Raw genomic sequence first — 17,948 nt, 5'->3', positions numbered from 1 at the left:
GAAACAGATGATCCTTTCCCGCATTTTCCTGTCCACCGCGATCGTGGGCGCTCTGGCCTCCTGCGCGGGGCCCGTATCGCGCAGCCCGGTGGCCGCCTCGCCCGCCGCGGTGACGCCCGCCGCCATTCCCCCCGCAGCCCCCGGCGACGAAGCCGGGCTGCAGCGCTTCGTTCAGAATTTCCGCGCGCGTGCGCTGGCGTCGGGCATCTCGCCTGCCACCTATGATCGCGCGATGCGGCTGGCGCGCTACAACCCCGAGGTGATCCGCCTGGACCGCCGCCAGGCCGAATTCACCCGCCCCGTCTGGTTGTATCTGGACAGCGCCGTTTCGGATAACCGCATCACCACCGGCCGCCAGAAGAATGCCGAACTGTCCCGCACCCTGGCCGCGATCGAACAACGCTACGGTGTCCCGCGCGAGATCGTGCTGTCGGTCTGGGGAATGGAATCCAATTTTGGCGCGAATCGCGGCCGGATGCAGATCATCCCTTCGCTGACGACGCTGGCCTATGACGGCCGCCGGGGCGAGATGTTCCAGAATCAGCTGATCGCCGCGCTGCGGATCATCCAGGCCGGCGACACCGCGCCCGAAAACATGCTGGGCAGCTGGGCCGGCGCGATGGGCCATACCCAGTTCATGCCGACCTCGTATCTGGAATATGCGGTCGATTTCAACGGCGACGGCCGCCGTGACATCTGGTCCGATGACCCGACGGATTCGCTGGCCTCGACCGCGAATTACCTGCGCCGCAACGGCTGGGTTCCAGGCCAGCCCTGGGGCGCCGAGGTGCAGCTGCCGCCCAACTTCAACATGAGCCTGATCGGCAAGAACACGCGGCGTTCGGCCGCCGACTGGTCAGCCCAGGGCGTGCGCCGCATCGGCGGCGGCGCGCTGCCCAATGTCAACGGCTCGATCATCATGCCCGCCGGCGCGCGCGGTCCGGCTTTCCTGATCGGCGACAATTTCCGGGCGATCCTGCGTTACAACAACTCGGACAATTACGCGCTTGGCGTGTCGTTCCTGGCCGAGCGCATCGCGGGCCGTCCGGGCATCCAGGGATCCTGGCCGCGCAGCGACCGCCCCCTGTCCGCCTCCGAACGCGAAGAAATCCAGCGCCGTCTGGCGCAGCGCGGCTTTTATCAGGGCGAGATCGACGGCCTGTTCGGCTCGGCCACGATGGAGGCCGTTTCAGCCTTTCAACGCTCGATCGGGGTCACGCCGGACGGCTATCCGACCTCGATCCTGCTGGACCAGCTTCGCCGCTGAGACGCGCAGACCGAGACGGAAAGGCGCCCCAAAGAGGCCCTTTCGCGCCTTGCGCCCCGGTCGCGTTGGCGCTGGCCCCTGACGATTCCGGGCGCCGCCGGACCATCAGTGCGCCCGATCCCAGCGACGCCGCCTTAACAAAGGCGGTGCGCTTCTGCGGGCATCGCGGCGCTGGACCACGGTATGGGTGTGGACCCTGTTTTGCAGCAGGATGAAGCCGAGACATTGTCATATGGAATATTTCTTGCCGGTTGAGCCTGCAAATCTGCATCGGCTTGCGATATGTCCTGCTACGCCTTGTTGGCGGGTATTATTTTGATATGCCTTCCAAAGACAAGGAGGCGACGTGGCGCTGTTTCTGGGAGTCGATGGAGGGGGAACCGGTTGCCGCGCATTGCTTGCGGATCCGACCGGGCGAATCCTGGGACAGGGCACGGGTGGACCGGCCAATATCAACACCGATATCGACCTTGCAGCGGCCAGCATCATGGCCGCCACAACCGAGGCGCTGGCCCAGTCCCGCACCGGCGCATCGCCCGCAGATCTGACGGCCGCACTGGGCCTTGCGGGCGGCAGCATGAGCAGCGCGGCGGCGCGGCTAGAGGCCATGCTGCCCTTTGCGCATATGCGGATCGTCAATGACGGGATCACCGCCGCGCGCGGCGCGCTTGGCCGCGATGACGGCATCCTTGCGGCCATGGGGACCGGATCGGTCTTTGCCGTTCAGCGTGGCGGCACACTGCGACAGGTTGGCGGGCGGGGCTTTCTGATGGGGGACGAGGGCAGCGGTGCGGTTCTGGGGCGCAATCTTCTGGCACGGGCCATGAGGGCAGCGGACGGGTTCCACCCCATGTCCCCACTTCTAGCGCAAGTCCTTGACGAATTTGGTGGAATCGAGGGGATCATCGCCTTCGGCAACACCGCCCGCCCCGGCGACTTTGCACGCCTGGCCCCCCGCATCCTGACATCCGAGGATCCGGCGGCCCGTGCGATCTTCGATGCCGCATTGGCAGAACTGGACGCCTCGATCAGCGCGCTGCAACAGGGCGACCGGCTGCCCGTTGTCCTGACCGGCGGGCTGGGGCCGTATTATGCCGCCCGGCTGGCTGATCGTTGGCCCCTGCGCCCGGCCTTGGGCGATTCCGTCAGCGGTGCGCTCGCCATGGCCCTGGAGATCGGAGAAGCGCCATGACCGGGCTTCTTTGCCCCAGGACCCTTGCCGACACCAGGACGGGGCCGCTTAAGCCTCGAATGCGGCGCGGCATCGCCGAAGTCCTGCACGGTCCCGCCGCCATCGTGCAGGCGCATTTCCCGACTCTGGTGCTGGGGGTCGAGGATGCCGCCCTGCCGCAGGTGGTGGAGACCGCCGAACGCATGGCCGCGTCGGGCGCCGACATGTTCCTGACCGGGGCCGAGGCGCGGGGCGCCATGCGCCTGCCCTCGGTCGCGGGGCGGCATCCGCTGGTGCTGATCGCCAGCTACGACGCCTTTGTCGAGCAGTTGGCCCGCCGTCGCGGCTTTGACCCCGACACGCCGCCGCATCTGCGCAAGGTGACGGAGACGACCTGATGCGGCATATCCTTGCGGCTTCGCGCCTCTTCGACGGGACCACGTTGCACGACAACGCTGCGCTGGTGATCGAGCATGACAGGATTGCTGCGATCCTGCCCGAGGCCGAAGCCCCCGCCCCGACCGAACGGGTCGATGGGATCATCGCGCCGGGTTTTCTGGACCTTCAGGCCAATGGCGGCGGCGGCCTGATGGTCGATGGCACGACCGATGTCGCGGCGCTGCGGGCGATCTGTCAGGCCCATCGCGGGCTTGGCACGGCGGGCATCCTGCCCACGCTGATCACCGACACCCCCGATGCGACCGCCCGCGTCATCGAAGCCGGGATCGAGGCCGCCCGCCAGCAGGTGCCCGGCTTTCTGGGTCTGCATCTGGAAGGCCCGCATCTGGACCCGCGCCGCAAGGGCGCCCACGACGCCGCGCTGATCCGGCCGATGAGCGACAGCGATCTGAACCGGCTGTGCCAAGCAGCGCGCCAACTGCCCTCGCTGATGGTAACGCTGGCCCCCGAGGCCGCACACCGCGATCAGATTGCCGCTCTGCGGGCAGCGGGTGCGGTGGTCAGCCTCGGCCATAGCGATTGCACGCTGGATCAGGCCGAACAGACCTTTGCCGCAGGCGCCACCTGCGCCACGCATCTGTTCAACGCCATGAGCCAGATGGACCATCGCCAGCCCGGCCTGGTCAGCGCGGTCCTGTCGGGCGAGGCCCATGCCGGGCTGATCGCCGACGGGATCCATGTGCATCCCGCCATCATTCGGGTCGCGCTGCGCGCCCGGCCGCAGGGGCTGTTTCTGGTCAGCGATTGCATGGCCTTTGCCGGGACCGGGCTGACGCAGATGGATCTGGGCGGGAGGCGGGTCCAGCGCCAGGATGGCCGTCTGACGCTGGCCGACGGCACGCTGGCCGGGGCCGATCTGACGCTGGCCCAAGCGGTGCGCCGCATCGCCGCCCTGCCCGAGGCCGGGCTGGCCCGAGCCCTGGCCATGGCCAGCAGCGAGCCGGCTCGCGCGCTGAGGCGCCAGGCCGATCTGGGCATCCTGCGCCCCGGCATCAGGGCCGAACTGACCCTGCTGGATCAAGACCTGACGGCGGCGCGGTTATGGACGGCGCCGGATCAGCGCAACCAGTCACGGAAGGTCTCCAGCACCTCGGCATAGGCGGCGCGCTTGAAGGGAACGATGCTGGCCAGCAAATCCTCGGCGCCCATCCATTGCCAACGGTCGAATTCGGGATGCTCCGTGTCGATGCGGATATCCTGGTCCCGGCCCAGGAAACGCAGACACAGCCATTTCTGGCGCTGTCCGCCATAGCGGCCCTTCCAGACGCGGCCCACCATGTCGGGAGGCAGATCATATGTGATCCAGCCGGGCGTCTCGGCCAGAACCTCGACAAGATCGGCAGGAATGCCGGTTTCCTCGGTCAGTTCGCGCAGGGCAGCCTCGCGCGGGGTCTCGCCCTCGTCGATCCCGCCCTGCGGCATCTGCCACGCGCCCGGCATGTCGAGCCGCTGGCCCGCAAAAACCAGCCCGCGATCATTCAACAGCACCACCCCTGCGCAGGGACGATAGGGCAAACCGCCCGGACCCGTATCAGCCATTGCCGGACGACCCTGCGCCCTCGCCGGTGGCGGCGGGCGTCTCGGCGGCGGGCACCTGACCGGCGCGGAAGTTCATTGCGGCCAGGCCCTTGAGGATATCGACCGCATAGGCCAGTTGATAATCCTCTTCGCGCAGGGCGGCGGTGGCGGCCAGTTCGGCGGCCTCGCGTTCGATCAACTCGCGCTGGTCATCGCTGATCTCGTTTCCAAGCGCGCCGCGCAATTCGGCCTCGGAGCGCGAAAAATTACTGCTGCTGCGCGCCTCCTCGTCCTCGACATGGGGATTGCGGCGGGGCTGGGCGACCAGGATGTCGGGCTGGATTCCCATGGCCTGGATCGAGCGGCCCGACGGCGTGTAATAGCGCGCGGTCGTCAGCCGGATCGCGCTGTCCGCCGTCACCGGCATGACCGTCTGCACGCTGCCCTTGCCAAAGGATTTTTCGCCCACGACGATGGCGCGGCGATGGTCCTGCAGCGCACCAGTCACGATCTCCGAGGCGCTGGCCGAGCCGCCATTGATCAACACGACCATCGGCTTTCCCTGCGCCAGATCGCCCGGCTCGGCGTTCCAGCGTTCGCTCTGCGAGGCGTCGCGGCCGCGCGTGCTGACGATTTCGCCGGCATCGAGGAATGCGTCAGCCACGCTGATCGCCTGATTCAGCAGCCCGCCCGGATTGTTGCGCAGATCGAGGACGAACCCGGTCACGCGGTCGATGCCGCCCGCTTCCTCGACGGCCTTTTCCAGTTCCGCGCGCAAGGTATCATAGGTCTCGTCATTGAAGGTCGAGACGCGCAGGATCACCGCATTGCCCTCGATCCTGGTGCGAACGACGGTCAGGCGGATCGTGTCGCGCGTCATGGTCAGGTCAAAGGGCTCGGGCTCGCCCTGGCGCAGGATGGTGATGGTGATTTCAGACCCGACCGGGCCGCGCATCATGTCCACGGCCTGATCCAGCGTCAGACCCAGCAGCGATTCGCCATTCACATGAGTGATGAAGTCGCCCGCCTGCACGCCCGCCTGCGCGGCCGGCGTGTCGTCGATGGGCGAGACGACACGGACCATGCCTTCTTCCTGGCTGACCTCTATGCCCAGCCCGCCGAAGCTGCCGCGCGTCTGAGTGCGCATCTCGGAATAGGCATCCGCGGACAGAAAGCCCGAATGGGGGTCCAGCGAGGTCAGCATTCCGTTGATCGCGGCTTCGATCAGCGCCTTGTCGTCTGGCACCTCGACATAATCGTTGCGGATCCGTTCGAAAACATTGCCGAACAGTTCAAGCTGCTCATAGACCGAGACGTTACGCTCTGCCTCCTGCGCGACCAGGGGGCCGGCTATATGGGTCGTGACCAGCGCCCCGGCCAGCACGCCCCCGATACCTGCAATCAGATAATGTCTCATGACGGCCTTCCTGCCTCAGTCCTGTTGCGGCTCGACAAAGGGATTCAGCACGAACCATTCTGCCGGGTCCAGAGTTTCATTGCCACGCCGCAGCTCCAGATACAGCGTTTCGGGGCGACCCGCCGCGCCTCCCATGGCGGCATCGGCGACGAAACGCGCGCCGAATTCCTGCGCCGGAGCCTCGGCGCCCCCCATCAACCCGACCGGATCGCCGGCAGCCAGCACATCGCCCACTTCGCCAAAGACCTGCGACAGGCCCGCGAAGATCATAAGGTAGCCGCGTGCGGGCTCGACGATCATCACATTGCCGTAATCGAGAAACGGGCCACGATAGCGGATTGTCGCAGGCCATGGGGTCTGGACAAGTGCGGCGGGCGCGGTCGCGATAACCCAGCCGGGGCGGCGCACGCCTGCGGCATCGGGTTCGTTGTAAGGCCGCAGCACGGTGCCCACCACGGGCAGGCGCAGGCTGCCCTGCGCGCCCTCGAAATCCTCCATCGGGGGCCCGACATCCTTTTCCATCCGCGCGATACCGCGGGCGAAATCGTCCAGCGAATCCGCCGCTTCGCGCAGCGCCTGCAATTCCTCGGGGTCTTCGGCATAGCGCGGCGGCATCGAGGACCGGTCGCCCGCCGCGCTGGCCAGAAGCCGCCGCGCCTCCTGCATGGAAGCCAGCCCGTTGCCCAGCATCGCCGAGGCGTTGGCCTGCAAGGCGCGAACGGTCGCGATTTCGTCCAGGTCGGCCTGCAGGGCCTCGGCCTGAGCGCGCAGGCCCGGCGTGACATCGGACAGGATCATCCCCGACCGCGCATTCGACAAGGCCCCCGCCGGATGCAGCAGCATCGTGGTCTCGGGGCTCTGCTGCAACGCGGTCATGGCACCCAGCACGCGCGACAGCTGCGCGCTCTGCGCCTCGAAACGCTCGCGCAGTTCCAGCTCGCGCGCATGAGCCTGACGCAGCCCGTCGCGCAGAGCGGCAAGGCCCAGTTCGTAGGCGCGAATCACCTCGGTCAGGGCGACGACCTGATCGTCGGCCGCGACCGCCTCGGACAACTGCGCCAACGCCGCCCGCAGCAGCGCGGCGGCCGCCTCGGCATCGGCCACGGCGCGCCCGGCTGGGGTCAGCACTGCGCTTTCGGCCAGATCGGGACCGCCCGTCACAAGGCCGGGACCGGTAATGTCCTCGACCACCTCCTGCGCGGCCGCAGGGCCCGCCAGCATCGCAGCCAGAACAAGGCCAAGCGCGCGGCTCATGCGACGATCAGACTGGTGCCGGTCATCTCGGCAGGCTGGTCCAGACCCATCAATTGCAGAACCGTCGGCGCCAGATCGGCCAGCCGCCCGTCGCGCAGCCGAATGCCGGCCGGTCCGCCGAACAGGATCACGGGCACCGGGTTCAGCGTATGGGCAGTATGCGGGCCGCCGGTCTCGGGGTCGATCATCTGTTCGCAATTGCCGTGATCGGCGCAGATCAGCGCGGCCCCGCCGACCGATTCCAGCGCGCGCGTCATGGCGTCCAGCCCCCGGTCCACGGCCTCACAGGCGCGTATGGCGGCGTCCAGACTGCCGGTATGGCCCACCATGTCGGGATTGGCATAGTTCACGACGATCAGATCGTAGCCCTGCCCGATTGCCTCGACCAGCCTGGCCGTCACCTCGTCGGCGGCCATCTCGGGCGCCAGATCATAGGTCGTGACCTTGGGGCTGGCGGGCATGTGGCGGTCCTCGCCTAGCTCGGGCTCCTCCTTCCCGCCATTCAGGAAAAAGGTCACATGCGGATATTTCTCGGTCTCGGCCAGACGGAACTGACGCAACCCTTTCGAGGCGACCCAGGCCCCCAGCGTGTTCGTCACCGGCCGCTTGGGATAGGCGGCCTGCATGAAGCTGTCATGGTGCGCGCTGTAATCGACCATGCCCAGCAGCGACGCCCATTCCGGCCGCGCCGACACGTCGAAGGCGTCGAAAGCCGGATCGCCGATGGCCGAGAGGATTTCGCGCGCACGGTCGGCGCGGAAGTTCAGGCAGAAGAACCCGTCGCCATCCTGCGCGCCGTTATAGCCGTCGATGACGAAAGGCGCGATGAACTCGTCCGTTTCGCCCCGCGCCCATGCTGCGGCCACCGCAGCCGAGGCACTGGGCGCATCCTCGCCCCGGCCGACGACCATGGCGTCAAAGGCGCGCTGCACACGCTCCCACCGGCTGTCGCGATCCATGGCGTAATAGCGCCCGACCACGGTGCCGATCCGCGCACCCGAGGGCAGCCCAGCCTCCAGCGCAGCCATGAAACGGTCCGCGGATGAAGGCGGCACGTCCCGCCCGTCGGTCACGGCGTGAACCACGACCGGCACACCGGCTTCGGACACGACCTGCGCTGCGGCAAGCATATGCGACAGGTGCCCGTGAACACCGCCATCCGAAACGACGCCCATCAGATGCGCGGTCCCGCCGGTCTCGCGCAGCCGCGCGACAAAGGCGGTCAAGGCCTCGTTGCGCCCGAAGTGGCCCTCCTCGATGGCCAGGTCGATCGCGCCAAGGTCCATGGCGACGACCCGGCCTGCGCCGATATTCGTATGGCCGACCTCGGAATTGCCCATCTGTCCGCGCGGCAGCCCGACATCGGGACCATGAGTGATCAATCGAGCATTGGGGCAGTCCCGCATCAACCGGTCATAGCAGGGGGTCGCGGCGCGGTCGGGTGCGCTCAGCTCAGGCCGGTCCGACAGGCCCCAGCCATCGAGAATGCACAGGATAACGGGTTTGCTCATCTCTGCTCTGCCTCGCCGGTTTTTTTCACTCTTCTACGCGCCTGCCTGCCCGCCGGCAACCGGGCGACAGCCTGCTTTGCCTTGGATCAAATATGGTCGGGGGGGCGCGGAACGCGACGGGGGCACGAGCAGCCCCTACACCCGGTGATAGGGCGAACCGGCCAGGATCGTGGCTGCGCGATAAAGCTGCTCGGCCAGCATGACGCGCACCAGCATGTGCGGCCAGACCATGCGACCCAGACTGATCTGCCAGTCGGCCCGCGCGCGCAACGACGGATCGAGTCCATCCGCGCCACCGATGACGTAGCAGACATCGCGCGCCTCGTCGCGCCAGGCCGCCAGGCGCGCCGCGAAGCCGGGCGAATCGGTCAGATCGCCCCGTTCATCCAGGATCACCAGCGCCGCACCCGCAGGGATCGCGCGCGACAACAATTCGGCTTCGGCGGCCATGCCGCCCCCGGCGCGCGCCTCGACCTCGTGCAAGGTGACAGGGGGCAGGCCAAGCGCACGGCCCGTGCGCGCAAAGCGCGTCAGGTAATCCTGGACCAGCGCGGCCTCGGGGCCTTTCTTCAGCCGCCCGACGGCGGCAAGGTCGATCCGCATCCCGGCGCCGTCAAGGCGCCGGGCGATCGGCGTCGCGCAGCCGCGTCAGGGCATCGGCGGGCATCCACATCTTTTCCAGCTGATAGAATTCGCGAACCTCGGGCCGGAAGACATGCACGACCACATCATCGGTGTCGATCAGCACCCAGTCGCCGGCATCCTTGCCCTCGATCCGAGGGCTACGGCCTGTGGCCTGCTTCACGCGTTCGGCCAGCTTCTCGGCGATGGCGGCGACCTGGCGCGCGCTGCGGCCCGATGCGATCACCATGTGGTCGGCAATGGCGGAACGGCCACGCAGGTCGATGCTGATCACATCCTCGGCCTTGTCGTCATCCAGCGATGTCAGCACGAGCGACAACATCCGATCCTCGCCCGAGGCCGGGTTGGCGGTAGTCTTGGCCGGCTTTTGGGCCGGCGGCACGTCTTGTGACAGGGTTTGATCCTCCGGTCGTCGCGCCGAAGACCCCGGCGCAGGGATGGTGCAAAGATAGCATCTTTTCGGGCCATCTCAATCTCTGCCGGGCCGGATTTACGCCCGGCCGGTGGAAAACCGGCCCCTCAGCGGCCTTGCCAGACGTGACGGCACATCCTAATGTCGGCCCATGATGCGTTATTTCGACATCCATGACCGCGCGCGCCTGCCGCAGCGCTTCTATGGCGAAACGCTCTGCGTGACCGCGCGGGGCTGATGGCGCACGGGCATTCGCCCGGCCCCGCCTCCATTTTCGCATCACAGCCGAAAGACCTCAGCCATGACCATTCCAGCAGCCGCAGCGCCGCGAACGCTTTACGACAAGATCTGGGACGCCCATGTGGTGGACCGGCAAGAGGACGGCACCTGCCTTCTTTATATCGACCGGCATCTGGTCCATGAAGTGACCAGCCCCCAAGCCTTCGAGGGGCTGCGCATGGCCGGCCGCAAGGTGCGCGCCCCCGAACGCACGATCGCCGTGCCCGATCACAACGTCCCTACCACCTGGGACCGCGAAAAGGGCATCGACAACGAGGAATCGCGCATCCAGGTCGAGGCGCTGGACCGCAATGCCCGCGAATTCGGCGTGGTCTATTATCCGGTGAACGACATCCGCCAGGGCATCGTCCATATCGTTGGCCCCGAACAGGGCTGGACCCTGCCCGGAATGACGGTGGTCTGCGGCGACAGCCATACCGCGACCCATGGTGCCTTCGGGGCGCTGGCCCACGGCATCGGCACCAGCGAGGTGGAGCATGTCCTGGCCACCCAGACCCTGATTCAGAAGAAGTCCCGCAACATGAAGGTCGAGATCACCGGCCGCCTCGCCCCCGGCGTCACCGCCAAGGATGTCGTGCTGGCCATCATCGCCAGGACAGGCACGGCAGGCGGCACCGGCCATGTCATCGAATATTGCGGCGAGGTGATCCGCAACCTTTCGATGGAAGGCCGCATGACAATCTGCAACATGGCCATCGAGGGCGGCGCCCGCGCCGGCCTGATCGCCCCGGACGAGACGACCTTCGCCTATGTCAAGGGCCGCCCCCACGCCCCCAAAGGCGCCCAGTGGGAGGCCGCGCTGGCCTGGTGGAAGACGCTCCGTTCGGATGAGGGCGCGCATTTCGACAAGGTCGTGACCCTGCGCGGCGAGGATATCGCGCCCACCGTGACCTGGGGCACCTCGCCCGAGGATGCGCTGCCCATCACGGCCCGCGTCCCCGCCCCCGAAGATTTCACCGGCGGCAAGGTCGAGGCCGCGCGCCGGTCGCTGGATTACATGGGCCTGACCCCCGGCACCCCCCTGACCGATATCGCCATCGACGCGGTCTTTATCGGATCATGCACCAATGGCCGGATCGAGGATCTGCGCGCCGCCGCTGACGTGCTGCGCGGACGCAGGCTGGCCGAAGGCGTGCGCGGCATGGTCGTGCCCGGTTCGGGCCTCGTGCGTGCTCAGGCCGAGGAAGAGGGGCTGGACCGGATCTTCAAGGATGCGGGCTTCGAATGGCGTCTTGCGGGCTGCTCCATGTGCCTGGGCATGAACCCCGACCAGCTTGCGCCGGGCGAGCGTTGCGCCGCGACCTCGAACCGCAATTTCGAGGGGCGTCAGGGCTACAGGGGCCGGACCCATCTGATGAGCCCGGCCATGGCGGCAGCGGCGGGCGTGGCCGGGCGTCTGGTCGATATCCGCGAATTCGCAGCCCAGCCCGCGTAAGGACAGATCATGGAAAAGTTCACCACCCTCACCGGGATCGCCGCGCCCATGCCGCTGGTCAATATCGACACGGACATGATCATCCCCAAACAGTTCCTCAAGACGATCAAGCGCTCGGGTCTGGGCGTCAACCTGTTCGATGAACTGCGCTATGATCGCGACGGTCGCGAAATCCCCGATTTCGTCCTGAACCAGCCGGCCTGGCGCAACGCACAGATCCTGATCGCGGGGGACAATTTCGGCTGCGGATCGTCGCGCGAACATGCGCCTTGGGCGCTTCTTGATTTCGGCATCCGCTGCGTGATCTCGACCAGCTTCGCCGACATCTTCTTCAACAATTGCTTCAAGAACGGCATCCTGCCGGTCGTGCTGCCGCAGGACGCGGTGGACGCCCTGATGAAGGATGCCCGCAAAGGCGCGAATGCCCGCCAGACCGTCGATCTGGAGGCGCAGACCGTCACCGCCTCGGACGGGCGCAGCTGGTCTTTCGAGATCGACCCCTTCCGCAAGCATTGCCTTCTGAACGGGCTGGACGATATCGGGCTGACGATGGAAAAGGCTGCCTTGATCGACCGCTACGAAATGCAGATGGCCCAGGCTCGCCCTTGGGTCTGAGGATCGCGGCAATCCTTCTGGCCCTGGCCCTGCCCGCCAGCGCCGAGGATCTGCGCCTGGCTACATGGAACCCCGGCCTCTCGCGCGACGGGCCCGGATTGTTGTTGCGCGACATCATGGCCCGAGATCCGCAGGTGCTGGCCGCAGCGCAAGTGATCGCCGCGACCGCGCCCGACGCGATCCTGCTGACGGGCTTCGACTGGGATCTGGAAGGGCGCGCGCTGACGGCCTTTTCGGCGCTGCTGGCCGAACAGGGGCACCCCATGCCTTACACCCATGCCAGCCAGCCCAATACGGGCATGGATAGCGGCGCCGATCTGGACGGCGACGGCCGCCTTGGAGGGCCCCGCGACGCGCAGGGCTATGGCAGCTTTACCGGCCAGTCCGGCATGGCGATCCTGTCGCGCCTGCCGATTGCCAGCGTCACCGACTACAGCGCGATGCTCTGGCGCGATCTGCGCGGCCACCGAATGCCCGACAGCGCCCATGCCGATCTGCTGCGCCTGTCCTCGACCGCGCACTGGGACGTGGCCCTGACCACATTTCGGGGGCCGCTGCATCTGCTGGCCTTTGCCGCGACACCTCCGGCCTTCGAGACACGCAACGTGGCGCGCAACCATGACGAGGCCGCCTTCTGGCTGCAACACCTGCCGGATGCACCCTTTGTCATCATGGGCAATGTCAACATGGACCCGCTGGATGGCGAGGGCGACCCGGCCGCCCTGGATGCTTTGATGACGGTCGTGCAGGATCCGCAGCCTCGCGGCGCCTGGCAGCCGCCTCAGACCGGCCCGAACAGAAATCATCGCGGCGACCCTGCGCTGGATACGGCGGAATATCCGCGCGCACCCGGCAATCTGCGGCTCGACTACATCCTGCCGTCGCACGCCCTGATCGTGACCGGGTCGGCGGTGCTTTGGCCATCAGCCGATGATCCCTTGGCCGATGCAGTGGCGCGCGCATCCCACCGCAAACTGGTCTATACCGATCTGCGAATGCCCGAGAAATAGCGCTTCCGCATCACATCTTCGGCGCCTCGGCGCGCCGTGGACACGACGGCCGCGGTGACACCGGGCGCTTTACGCAAGCACCTTCGCCGCACTTGCCCCGCGCACTTGTCCCGACCTGGCAGAACACCGGCTGCTGCAATTCGCGCCAAGCCCTTGGGCCAATGCTCGACCAAGACCCGCTCGCGCGATCGCGGCAGGGTCGGGGCCGGCTAGACCACGGCCGGGCCTTTGTGCCGCCATCAATCGCACGACCCATGATCTATTCTTCCATCTGCCCCCTTTCCCGGCGCTGTCGCACGGCAAGCAGCGCAGTTTCGGCCATCCTGGACAGAACCTCGGCGCGACCCAGTTCCCGGCCCGCGCGTTCGCGCATCTGGTCGAACCGGGGCTGCATCCGCGCCAGATCGGCCTGCGCCCGCGCCAGATCCCGGGCCGCCCGCCCGGCCTGGGCATTCGCCATCCGCGCCTCGGCAACGCTCAGCGGGGCTTGGGCGGCGTAGCTCTGGGCCATGGCGGCACGAGACGCCTCGACCTGGTGATGCGCAGCCAGGACATGCCGACGAAACGCCGCAAGCTTTTTCAGCTCCTGTTCGGCGCGCAGCCGCGCCACACGCTCCAACGCGCTCAGCATGGCGGGTCTTACCATGTTCGCCTCGCCTTGGCGCGCATCTTCTCGGCAAAGCGGATCGCGGCGGCGACAGCGGCGAAATGCTCGCGCCGGACTTCCTCCCCCACGCGGACAGTCGCGTGGATCGCCCGCGCACAGGGGGGATCGGACCAGATCGGCACGTTGCTTTCGCGCGCCTTCTCGCGGATCCGTGCGGCGATCTCGTCCGTGCCCTTGGCCACGCACACAGGTGCACGCCCCGAGCCGCGCTGCCATCCCAGGGCGACCGCGTAATGGGTCGGGTTCACGATGATGACATCCGCCTTTGCGACATCTGCCAGCATCTGCTTCATCGCAAGATCGACGGCACGCTGCCGGCGCGCTGCCTTCATATGGGGATCGCCCTCGGAATCCTTCATTTCGTCCTGCATTTCCTTGCGGCTCATGCGGTTCTTGCGGCGGTGATCGAACCATTTCCAGGCAACGTCGGGGACTGTGAAAAGCACCGAAACTGTCAGCCCCAGCAGCAGGACACGCCCCAGCATATCGCCCAGAGACCAGGTCCAGGCCTCGCCGGTCAGCGCCGAGGCTCCGATCCGCTCCAGAAGCGAAGCGAACAGGAACCAGCCGCCAAGACAGACCAGCACAGCCTTGCCCACCGAGATCCCGAAGGTCACAAGGCCCGATGCACCGAATTTCTGCCCTGCATTTCTGGCCGGATTGATCCGGTTGAAGTCGAATGCAAGTTTTTGCAACGAAAAGGCCCAAGCGCGCTGAGCGAACAGGCTGGCGATGATGGCCAGCAGTGGCACGCAGGCCAAGGCCACAAAGGCCAGCCCCGCATTCTGCGCCAGCGTCTGGCCCAGCCTGAAGACGCCGCCAACAGGCCAGCCCTCGGCGCCCATTGCGCGCGATGCCATGCCCAGCCACTGCCGGACTGCCAAGCCCGCAATCATCGCAAAGGCGACCCAAGCACCCAGATACATCGCCGCCGTCGTCAATTCGGTCGAGCGGGGCACATCGCCTTTTTCGCGCGCTTTTTGCAGCCTCTGCTCGGTCGGGTCGAACTGCTTGTCATCCTTGTCATCACTCATGGCGTCACCGGCAGCATGAAACCCAGAACCTGATCCGCCCAGAGCGAGATCAATAGCGGCGCCAGGATCGCAAGCGCGACCAGCGCGAGCAGGATCGACGCCGGTGCCCCGATGAAAATCACCGGCAGGCTTGGCATCACCCGGTTGATCACCCCGGACAGCGCCTGAAAGAGAAAGCCGCCGAGTGTGAAGGGCGCGGCCAGCATCATCGCCAGCCAGAAGCTGTCGGCGACGATCCGCGCACCGTTGCTAAGCACGTATTCCGCATCCGGAAGGGCGCCGGGTGGCCAGATACGCAGGCTGTCAGCAAGCATTTCGACGATCATCACAGGCAGGCCAAGCGCCATCAGCACCGCCAAGGCCGCAAGCTGGATCAGGTTGCCCACCGGATGGGGCGAGGTCTCGTTCTGGATGCCCATGATCTGCGACAGCGAGGCCGTCGCGGCAATGGCCGTCGCCGCCACGTCAAGTGCCAGCGCCAGCAAGCGCAGGAAGGCGCCGGTCATGAACCCGATCGCCATCTGCGAAGAAATATCGGTCAGGATTGACAAGGGCGCCTCTGGCATAGGCCGCATGGCCACCAGATCGCTTAGCAAGGGTGTTATCGCCAAGGCCAAAGCCACGCGCAGTCGCGCAGGCAGCATGCGCTCGCCCAAGGCAGGCAGGATCAGGATACAGGCCTGCACCCGCGCATAGACCAGCACCAGAGCCCAATCGATCTGCGGAATGATGGCCAGGATCTGCTGCATCATGCGACGGCCTCTATCGTGGCCAGCAGGCGCAGTTCGGCGCCGGGATCGACCTCTTCAAGGCCCAGCACAGGCACGCTCAACCCGTTCGCCCCCAGCACGGCGCGCACCATGCGCCTGCGGTGGTCGGGCACGACGACGACGCAACGCTCGATCGGGTCCACCGAGGCCAAGGCCTTGCGCACCGCCTCAAGCAGGCGCGCCGACAATGCGGGGGTCATTGCACCGCTGCCGGGCCTTCCGGTTTCGGCATCGGCGCGAACAAACTCGGCCTCCCATCCGGGATGAAGCTGAAGGGCGGCGATCCGACCGCTATCATCGGCAAATTGCTGCGTGATCTGGCCGCGCAGACGCTTGCGCACAAGTTCATAGACCAGCTCGGATTGCTCGACGCTGCGAAACTCGCTGATCGCGTCCATGATCAAAGGCAGGTTTCGGATCGAGATCCCTTCGTCCAGAAGCGCACGCAGGATCGCCAGAAGCGTCTCGGGTGACACCTTGTCGGGGATCATGCTGTCGAAATACCTGCGATAGCGTTCGGCACGGACCGGATCGGAAAGGGCCTTCAGCTCTTCGATCTGACGTTGCAATGCCGAGAGGTTCATCAGCGCAGAAAGGTTCGATTTGACCACTTCCATCAGGTGGGTCGAAAGAACCTCCATCGGGGTGACGACCGTAGCCCCCAGCAAGGCCGCCTCGTCCTGCTTGTCGAAGGCGATCCAGCGGGCGGGGCTGGAATAGACCGGCTCTCGCACCGGAGTGCCGCCGAGTTGCGTCAGCAATTGGTCCCCGCCAAGAGCAAGGATCTGGTCATGCCGCAGGCTGCCTCGTCCGCGCACCACCCCCTGGATTCGGATCTGGTAATCGCCAGGCAGAAGATCGTCGGTGTCGGTGATGCGAACATCAGGCAGGATCAGACCGTAGTTGCGGGCGACATGGATGCGCAGATTGGTGATCCGGCTGCCGAGCCCCCGCGCCTGATCCAGCGCGGTCAGGACCAGGTTAGCCCCGATCTCGACGCTGATCTCGTCGGTATCCAGCACATCGCCGATCCTTGCGGCCGGACGCGCCGCAGGCTCGGCCTCGGGCAGCGGGTCATCCGCGGCAGCGCCTTGCGCAAGGCGCCGCGAGATCATCCATGCGATTGCTGCAAAGATCGACGCCAGGGCGAAGAAGATCGCCTTGGGCATACCGGGAACCAGAGCAATCGCCACAAGCGCCGCGGCGACCATCGCGGCGGGCCGCCAATTGCGCGCGAATTCGTGCGACAGAAGATGCGCAGTCGTCTCGGTCGCGCCACCGCGCGACAGCAGCAGCGCCGCCGCCATCGAGGTGATCAGCGCAGGGATCTGGCTCACCAGACCATCGCCGATGGTAAGGTGCGAATAGGTCGATGCAGCCTCGCCCACAGGCATTCCATGGAAAAAGATGCCTATACCCAGCCCGACCAGAAGGTTGATCAGCGTAATGACGATTCCCGCGATCGCATCGCCCTTCACGAATTTCGAGGCCCCGTCCAGCGAACCGAAAAAGCTGATCTCGCGCTGCTCCTGCGCGCGGCGGCGCTTGGCCTCCTGGTGGTCGATCGCGCCGGCATTCAGATCGCCGTCGATAGCCAGTTGCTTACCCGGCAGAGAATCCAGCGCGAAACGCGCCGCGACCTCGGCCATGCGTCCCGAGCCCTTGGTAATGACCATGAAGTTCACCACCGAGATCACGGCAAAGACGGTCAGTCCGACGAGGATCGAGCCCCCCGCCACGAATTTCGCGAAACCGTTGATCACCTGTCCGGCGGCTTGTGTGCCATTTTGTCCCTCGGTCAGGATGAGCCTGGTCGATGAGACGTTCAGCGACAATCTGATCACCAGGCTGACCAGAAGGAGGACGGGGAAAGCCTGGAAATCCGTAGGCTTGTCAACCAGCGAAGCCATTACCAGAACCAATGTGGCCGTGGCGATGGACAGCGCGATCCCGGCATCCAGCGCCGCAGCGGGCAAGGGCACCACCAACGAGATGACGACGAGTACAAGCCCCCCCGTGATCAGAAGCGGCGCGTCCAGAAGCTTGTTCGACCTTCGCGAGATCGCTGCGACCGGGGTCATTCATCTGCCTTTCTGGCTGGTGTGGCGGGGCGCAGCAGGTCGCCTACGGGCCATGCGGCCCCGGTCAGCAGGCCCATCCGGCGCAGATGCGCCAATGCAACGACCCTGTCTGCGGGCTCCATCGCCAGAAGACGCAGTCGATAATCGGGTGGAAGCCTGCCATCGGTCAGCAGCCAACCGGTCGCGTCTGCGATGAATGCATCCAACGGGTCGGTCGCACCCGGCTCGGGGGCTGCGGCGGCGAGGGCAAGCGACAGCAGCAGCGCTGCGGAAGGCGCGGTCATGCGGTCTTACCTCTTTTCGATGCGCTCATGTCGGCGGAAACCTGTTTGGGCGCAGCTGATGCGGGTATGGCTGTCATGCTGGCTGTTCCCGATGGCCCGAA

Annotated in this window: 18 protein-coding genes; 7 read left to right on the top strand and 11 right to left on the bottom strand. The window is 66.4% G+C overall.

Features of this window, described 5'->3' with window-relative positions; genetic code table 11:
* The first annotated feature begins 7 nt into the window (after positions 1–7).
* From KY389_RS02005 to nagA, 4 genes are all read left to right on the top strand, one after another.
* Entirely contained in the window at positions 8–1,267 is a 1,260-nt protein-coding gene (locus KY389_RS02005; RefSeq protein WP_219829076.1) for a lytic murein transglycosylase, read from the top strand.
* Between the two features lie 346 nt (positions 1,268–1,613).
* Positions 1,614–2,459, top strand: a complete 846-nt coding sequence (locus tag KY389_RS02000; RefSeq protein ID WP_219829075.1) for a glucosamine kinase nucleotide-binding domain-containing protein — start codon at positions 1,614–1,616, stop codon at positions 2,457–2,459.
* 59 nt (positions 2,460–2,518) lie between these two features.
* Positions 2,519–2,836, top strand: a complete 318-nt coding sequence (locus tag KY389_RS01995) for an SIS domain-containing protein (RefSeq protein ID WP_246587891.1) — start codon at positions 2,519–2,521, stop codon at positions 2,834–2,836.
* Positions 2,836–3,996: an N-acetylglucosamine-6-phosphate deacetylase gene (gene nagA / locus KY389_RS01990; protein WP_219829072.1), complete on the top strand. Its 1,161-nt coding sequence runs from the start codon at positions 2,836–2,838 to the stop codon at positions 3,994–3,996. Before KY389_RS01995 ends, nagA begins: the two co-directional genes overlap by 1 nt.
* On the opposite strand, the gene KY389_RS01985 is transcribed toward nagA, so the two are convergent.
* The 6 genes from KY389_RS01985 to rsfS all read right to left on the bottom strand — a co-directional run bounded on the left by KY389_RS01985 (position 3,954) and on the right by rsfS (position 9,561).
* Positions 3,954–4,436: an RNA pyrophosphohydrolase gene (locus KY389_RS01985; RefSeq protein ID WP_219829070.1), complete on the bottom strand. Its 483-nt coding sequence runs from the start codon at positions 4,434–4,436 to the stop codon at positions 3,954–3,956. The two genes, nagA and KY389_RS01985, sit on opposite strands and share 43 nt — an antisense overlap.
* The gene (locus KY389_RS01980; protein WP_219829066.1) at positions 4,429–5,832 is read right to left on the bottom strand and encodes a S41 family peptidase; all 1,404 of its coding nucleotides are present in this window, start codon (positions 5,830–5,832) and stop codon (positions 4,429–4,431) included. Before KY389_RS01980 ends, KY389_RS01985 begins: the two co-directional genes overlap by 8 nt.
* A 15-nt stretch (positions 5,833–5,847) precedes the next feature.
* Positions 5,848–7,086: a murein hydrolase activator EnvC family protein gene (locus KY389_RS01975; protein WP_246587890.1), complete on the bottom strand. Its 1,239-nt coding sequence runs from the start codon at positions 7,084–7,086 to the stop codon at positions 5,848–5,850.
* Positions 7,083–8,597 (bottom strand): 2,3-bisphosphoglycerate-independent phosphoglycerate mutase, encoded by a 1,515-nt coding sequence (gpmI, locus tag KY389_RS01970; RefSeq protein ID WP_219829064.1) that lies wholly within the window; start codon positions 8,595–8,597, stop codon positions 7,083–7,085. Before gpmI ends, KY389_RS01975 begins: the two co-directional genes overlap by 4 nt.
* Before the next feature lie 135 nt (positions 8,598–8,732).
* Positions 8,733–9,200 carry a 23S rRNA (pseudouridine(1915)-N(3))-methyltransferase RlmH gene (rlmH, locus tag KY389_RS01965; protein WP_219829062.1) on the bottom strand — a complete coding sequence of 156 codons (468 nt, stop codon included), beginning with the start codon at positions 9,198–9,200 and terminating at the stop codon, positions 8,733–8,735.
* A 10-nt stretch (positions 9,201–9,210) separates the two neighbouring features.
* A complete protein-coding gene (gene rsfS, locus KY389_RS01960; RefSeq protein WP_219829060.1) occupies positions 9,211–9,561 on the bottom strand; it encodes a ribosome silencing factor in 351 nt (116 codons plus the stop codon).
* A gap of 391 nt (positions 9,562–9,952) precedes the next feature.
* Between rsfS and leuC the strand changes: the two genes are divergently transcribed.
* Genes leuC through KY389_RS01945 form a run of 3 tightly spaced genes read left to right on the top strand, consistent with a single transcriptional unit; the run spans position 9,953 to position 13,011 of the window.
* Entirely contained in the window at positions 9,953–11,386 is a 1,434-nt protein-coding gene (leuC, locus tag KY389_RS01955; RefSeq protein WP_219829058.1) for a 3-isopropylmalate dehydratase large subunit, read from the top strand.
* Between the two features lie 9 nt (positions 11,387–11,395).
* Positions 11,396–12,001, top strand: a complete 606-nt coding sequence (gene leuD / locus KY389_RS01950; protein ID WP_219829055.1) for a 3-isopropylmalate dehydratase small subunit — start codon at positions 11,396–11,398, stop codon at positions 11,999–12,001.
* Entirely contained in the window at positions 11,992–13,011 is a 1,020-nt protein-coding gene (locus KY389_RS01945; RefSeq protein ID WP_246587889.1) for an endonuclease/exonuclease/phosphatase family protein, read from the top strand. Before leuD ends, KY389_RS01945 begins: the two co-directional genes overlap by 10 nt.
* A 259-nt stretch (positions 13,012–13,270) precedes the next feature.
* Here KY389_RS01945 and KY389_RS01940 read toward each other — a convergent pair whose 3' ends face one another.
* From KY389_RS01940 to KY389_RS01920, 5 genes are read right to left on the bottom strand one after another with little or no spacing between them, the layout of a single operon-like run.
* Positions 13,271–13,657, bottom strand: a complete 387-nt coding sequence (locus KY389_RS01940; protein ID WP_219829054.1) for a hypothetical protein — start codon at positions 13,655–13,657, stop codon at positions 13,271–13,273.
* Entirely contained in the window at positions 13,651–14,712 is a 1,062-nt protein-coding gene (gene flhB, locus KY389_RS01935) for a flagellar type III secretion system protein FlhB (RefSeq protein WP_219829052.1), read from the bottom strand. Before flhB ends, KY389_RS01940 begins: the two co-directional genes overlap by 7 nt.
* The gene (locus KY389_RS01930) at positions 14,709–15,464 is read right to left on the bottom strand and encodes a flagellar biosynthetic protein FliR (protein ID WP_246587888.1); all 756 of its coding nucleotides are present in this window, start codon (positions 15,462–15,464) and stop codon (positions 14,709–14,711) included. Before KY389_RS01930 ends, flhB begins: the two co-directional genes overlap by 4 nt.
* Complete coding sequence (locus tag KY389_RS01925; protein ID WP_219829050.1) at positions 15,461–17,563, bottom strand: flagellar biosynthesis protein FlhA; 2,103 nt, start codon at positions 17,561–17,563, stop codon at positions 15,461–15,463. Before KY389_RS01925 ends, KY389_RS01930 begins: the two co-directional genes overlap by 4 nt.
* Entirely contained in the window at positions 17,560–17,847 is a 288-nt protein-coding gene (locus KY389_RS01920; protein ID WP_219829048.1) for a hypothetical protein, read from the bottom strand. The genes KY389_RS01925 and KY389_RS01920 overlap by 4 nt, the downstream gene beginning before the upstream one ends.
* Between the last annotated feature and the right edge of the window lie 101 nt (positions 17,848–17,948).

It is taken from the genome of Paracoccus bogoriensis, from assembly GCF_019431455.1.
GTDB lineage: Bacteria > Pseudomonadota > Alphaproteobacteria > Rhodobacterales > Rhodobacteraceae > Paracoccus > Paracoccus bogoriensis.
The sequence above is the reverse complement of the archived record's forward strand: the minus strand, read 5'-3'. Positions and strand labels throughout refer to the sequence as shown.

Bases quoted from the DNA above. Each gene is read 5' to 3' on its own strand.
- leuC (WP_219829058.1), top strand. From the start codon at position 9,953: ATGACCATTCCAGCAGCCGCAGCGCCGCGAACGCTTTACGACAAGATC.
- KY389_RS01920 (WP_219829048.1), bottom strand. From the start codon at position 17,847: ATGACCGCGCCTTCCGCAGCGCTGCTGCTGTCGCTTGCCCTCGCCGCC.
- KY389_RS01930 (WP_246587888.1), bottom strand. From the start codon at position 15,464: ATGATGCAGCAGATCCTGGCCATCATTCCGCAGATCGATTGGGCTCTG.
- rlmH (WP_219829062.1), bottom strand. From the start codon at position 9,200: ATGCGGATCGACCTTGCCGCCGTCGGGCGGCTGAAGAAAGGCCCCGAG.
- gpmI (WP_219829064.1), bottom strand. From the start codon at position 8,597: ATGAGCAAACCCGTTATCCTGTGCATTCTCGATGGCTGGGGCCTGTCG.
- flhB (WP_219829052.1), bottom strand. From the start codon at position 14,712: ATGAGTGATGACAAGGATGACAAGCAGTTCGACCCGACCGAGCAGAGG.
- KY389_RS01995 (WP_246587891.1), top strand. From the start codon at position 2,519: ATGCGGCGCGGCATCGCCGAAGTCCTGCACGGTCCCGCCGCCATCGTG.
- leuD (WP_219829055.1), top strand. From the start codon at position 11,396: ATGGAAAAGTTCACCACCCTCACCGGGATCGCCGCGCCCATGCCGCTG.
- rsfS (WP_219829060.1), bottom strand. From the start codon at position 9,561: ATGTTGTCGCTCGTGCTGACATCGCTGGATGACGACAAGGCCGAGGAT.
- KY389_RS01940 (WP_219829054.1), bottom strand. From the start codon at position 13,657: ATGGTAAGACCCGCCATGCTGAGCGCGTTGGAGCGTGTGGCGCGGCTG.
- KY389_RS02005 (WP_219829076.1), top strand. From the start codon at position 8: ATGATCCTTTCCCGCATTTTCCTGTCCACCGCGATCGTGGGCGCTCTG.
- KY389_RS01975 (WP_246587890.1), bottom strand. From the start codon at position 7,086: ATGAGCCGCGCGCTTGGCCTTGTTCTGGCTGCGATGCTGGCGGGCCCT.
- KY389_RS01980 (WP_219829066.1), bottom strand. From the start codon at position 5,832: ATGAGACATTATCTGATTGCAGGTATCGGGGGCGTGCTGGCCGGGGCG.
- nagA (WP_219829072.1), top strand. From the start codon at position 2,836: ATGCGGCATATCCTTGCGGCTTCGCGCCTCTTCGACGGGACCACGTTG.
- KY389_RS01925 (WP_219829050.1), bottom strand. From the start codon at position 17,563: ATGACCCCGGTCGCAGCGATCTCGCGAAGGTCGAACAAGCTTCTGGAC.
- KY389_RS01985 (WP_219829070.1), bottom strand. From the start codon at position 4,436: ATGGCTGATACGGGTCCGGGCGGTTTGCCCTATCGTCCCTGCGCAGGG.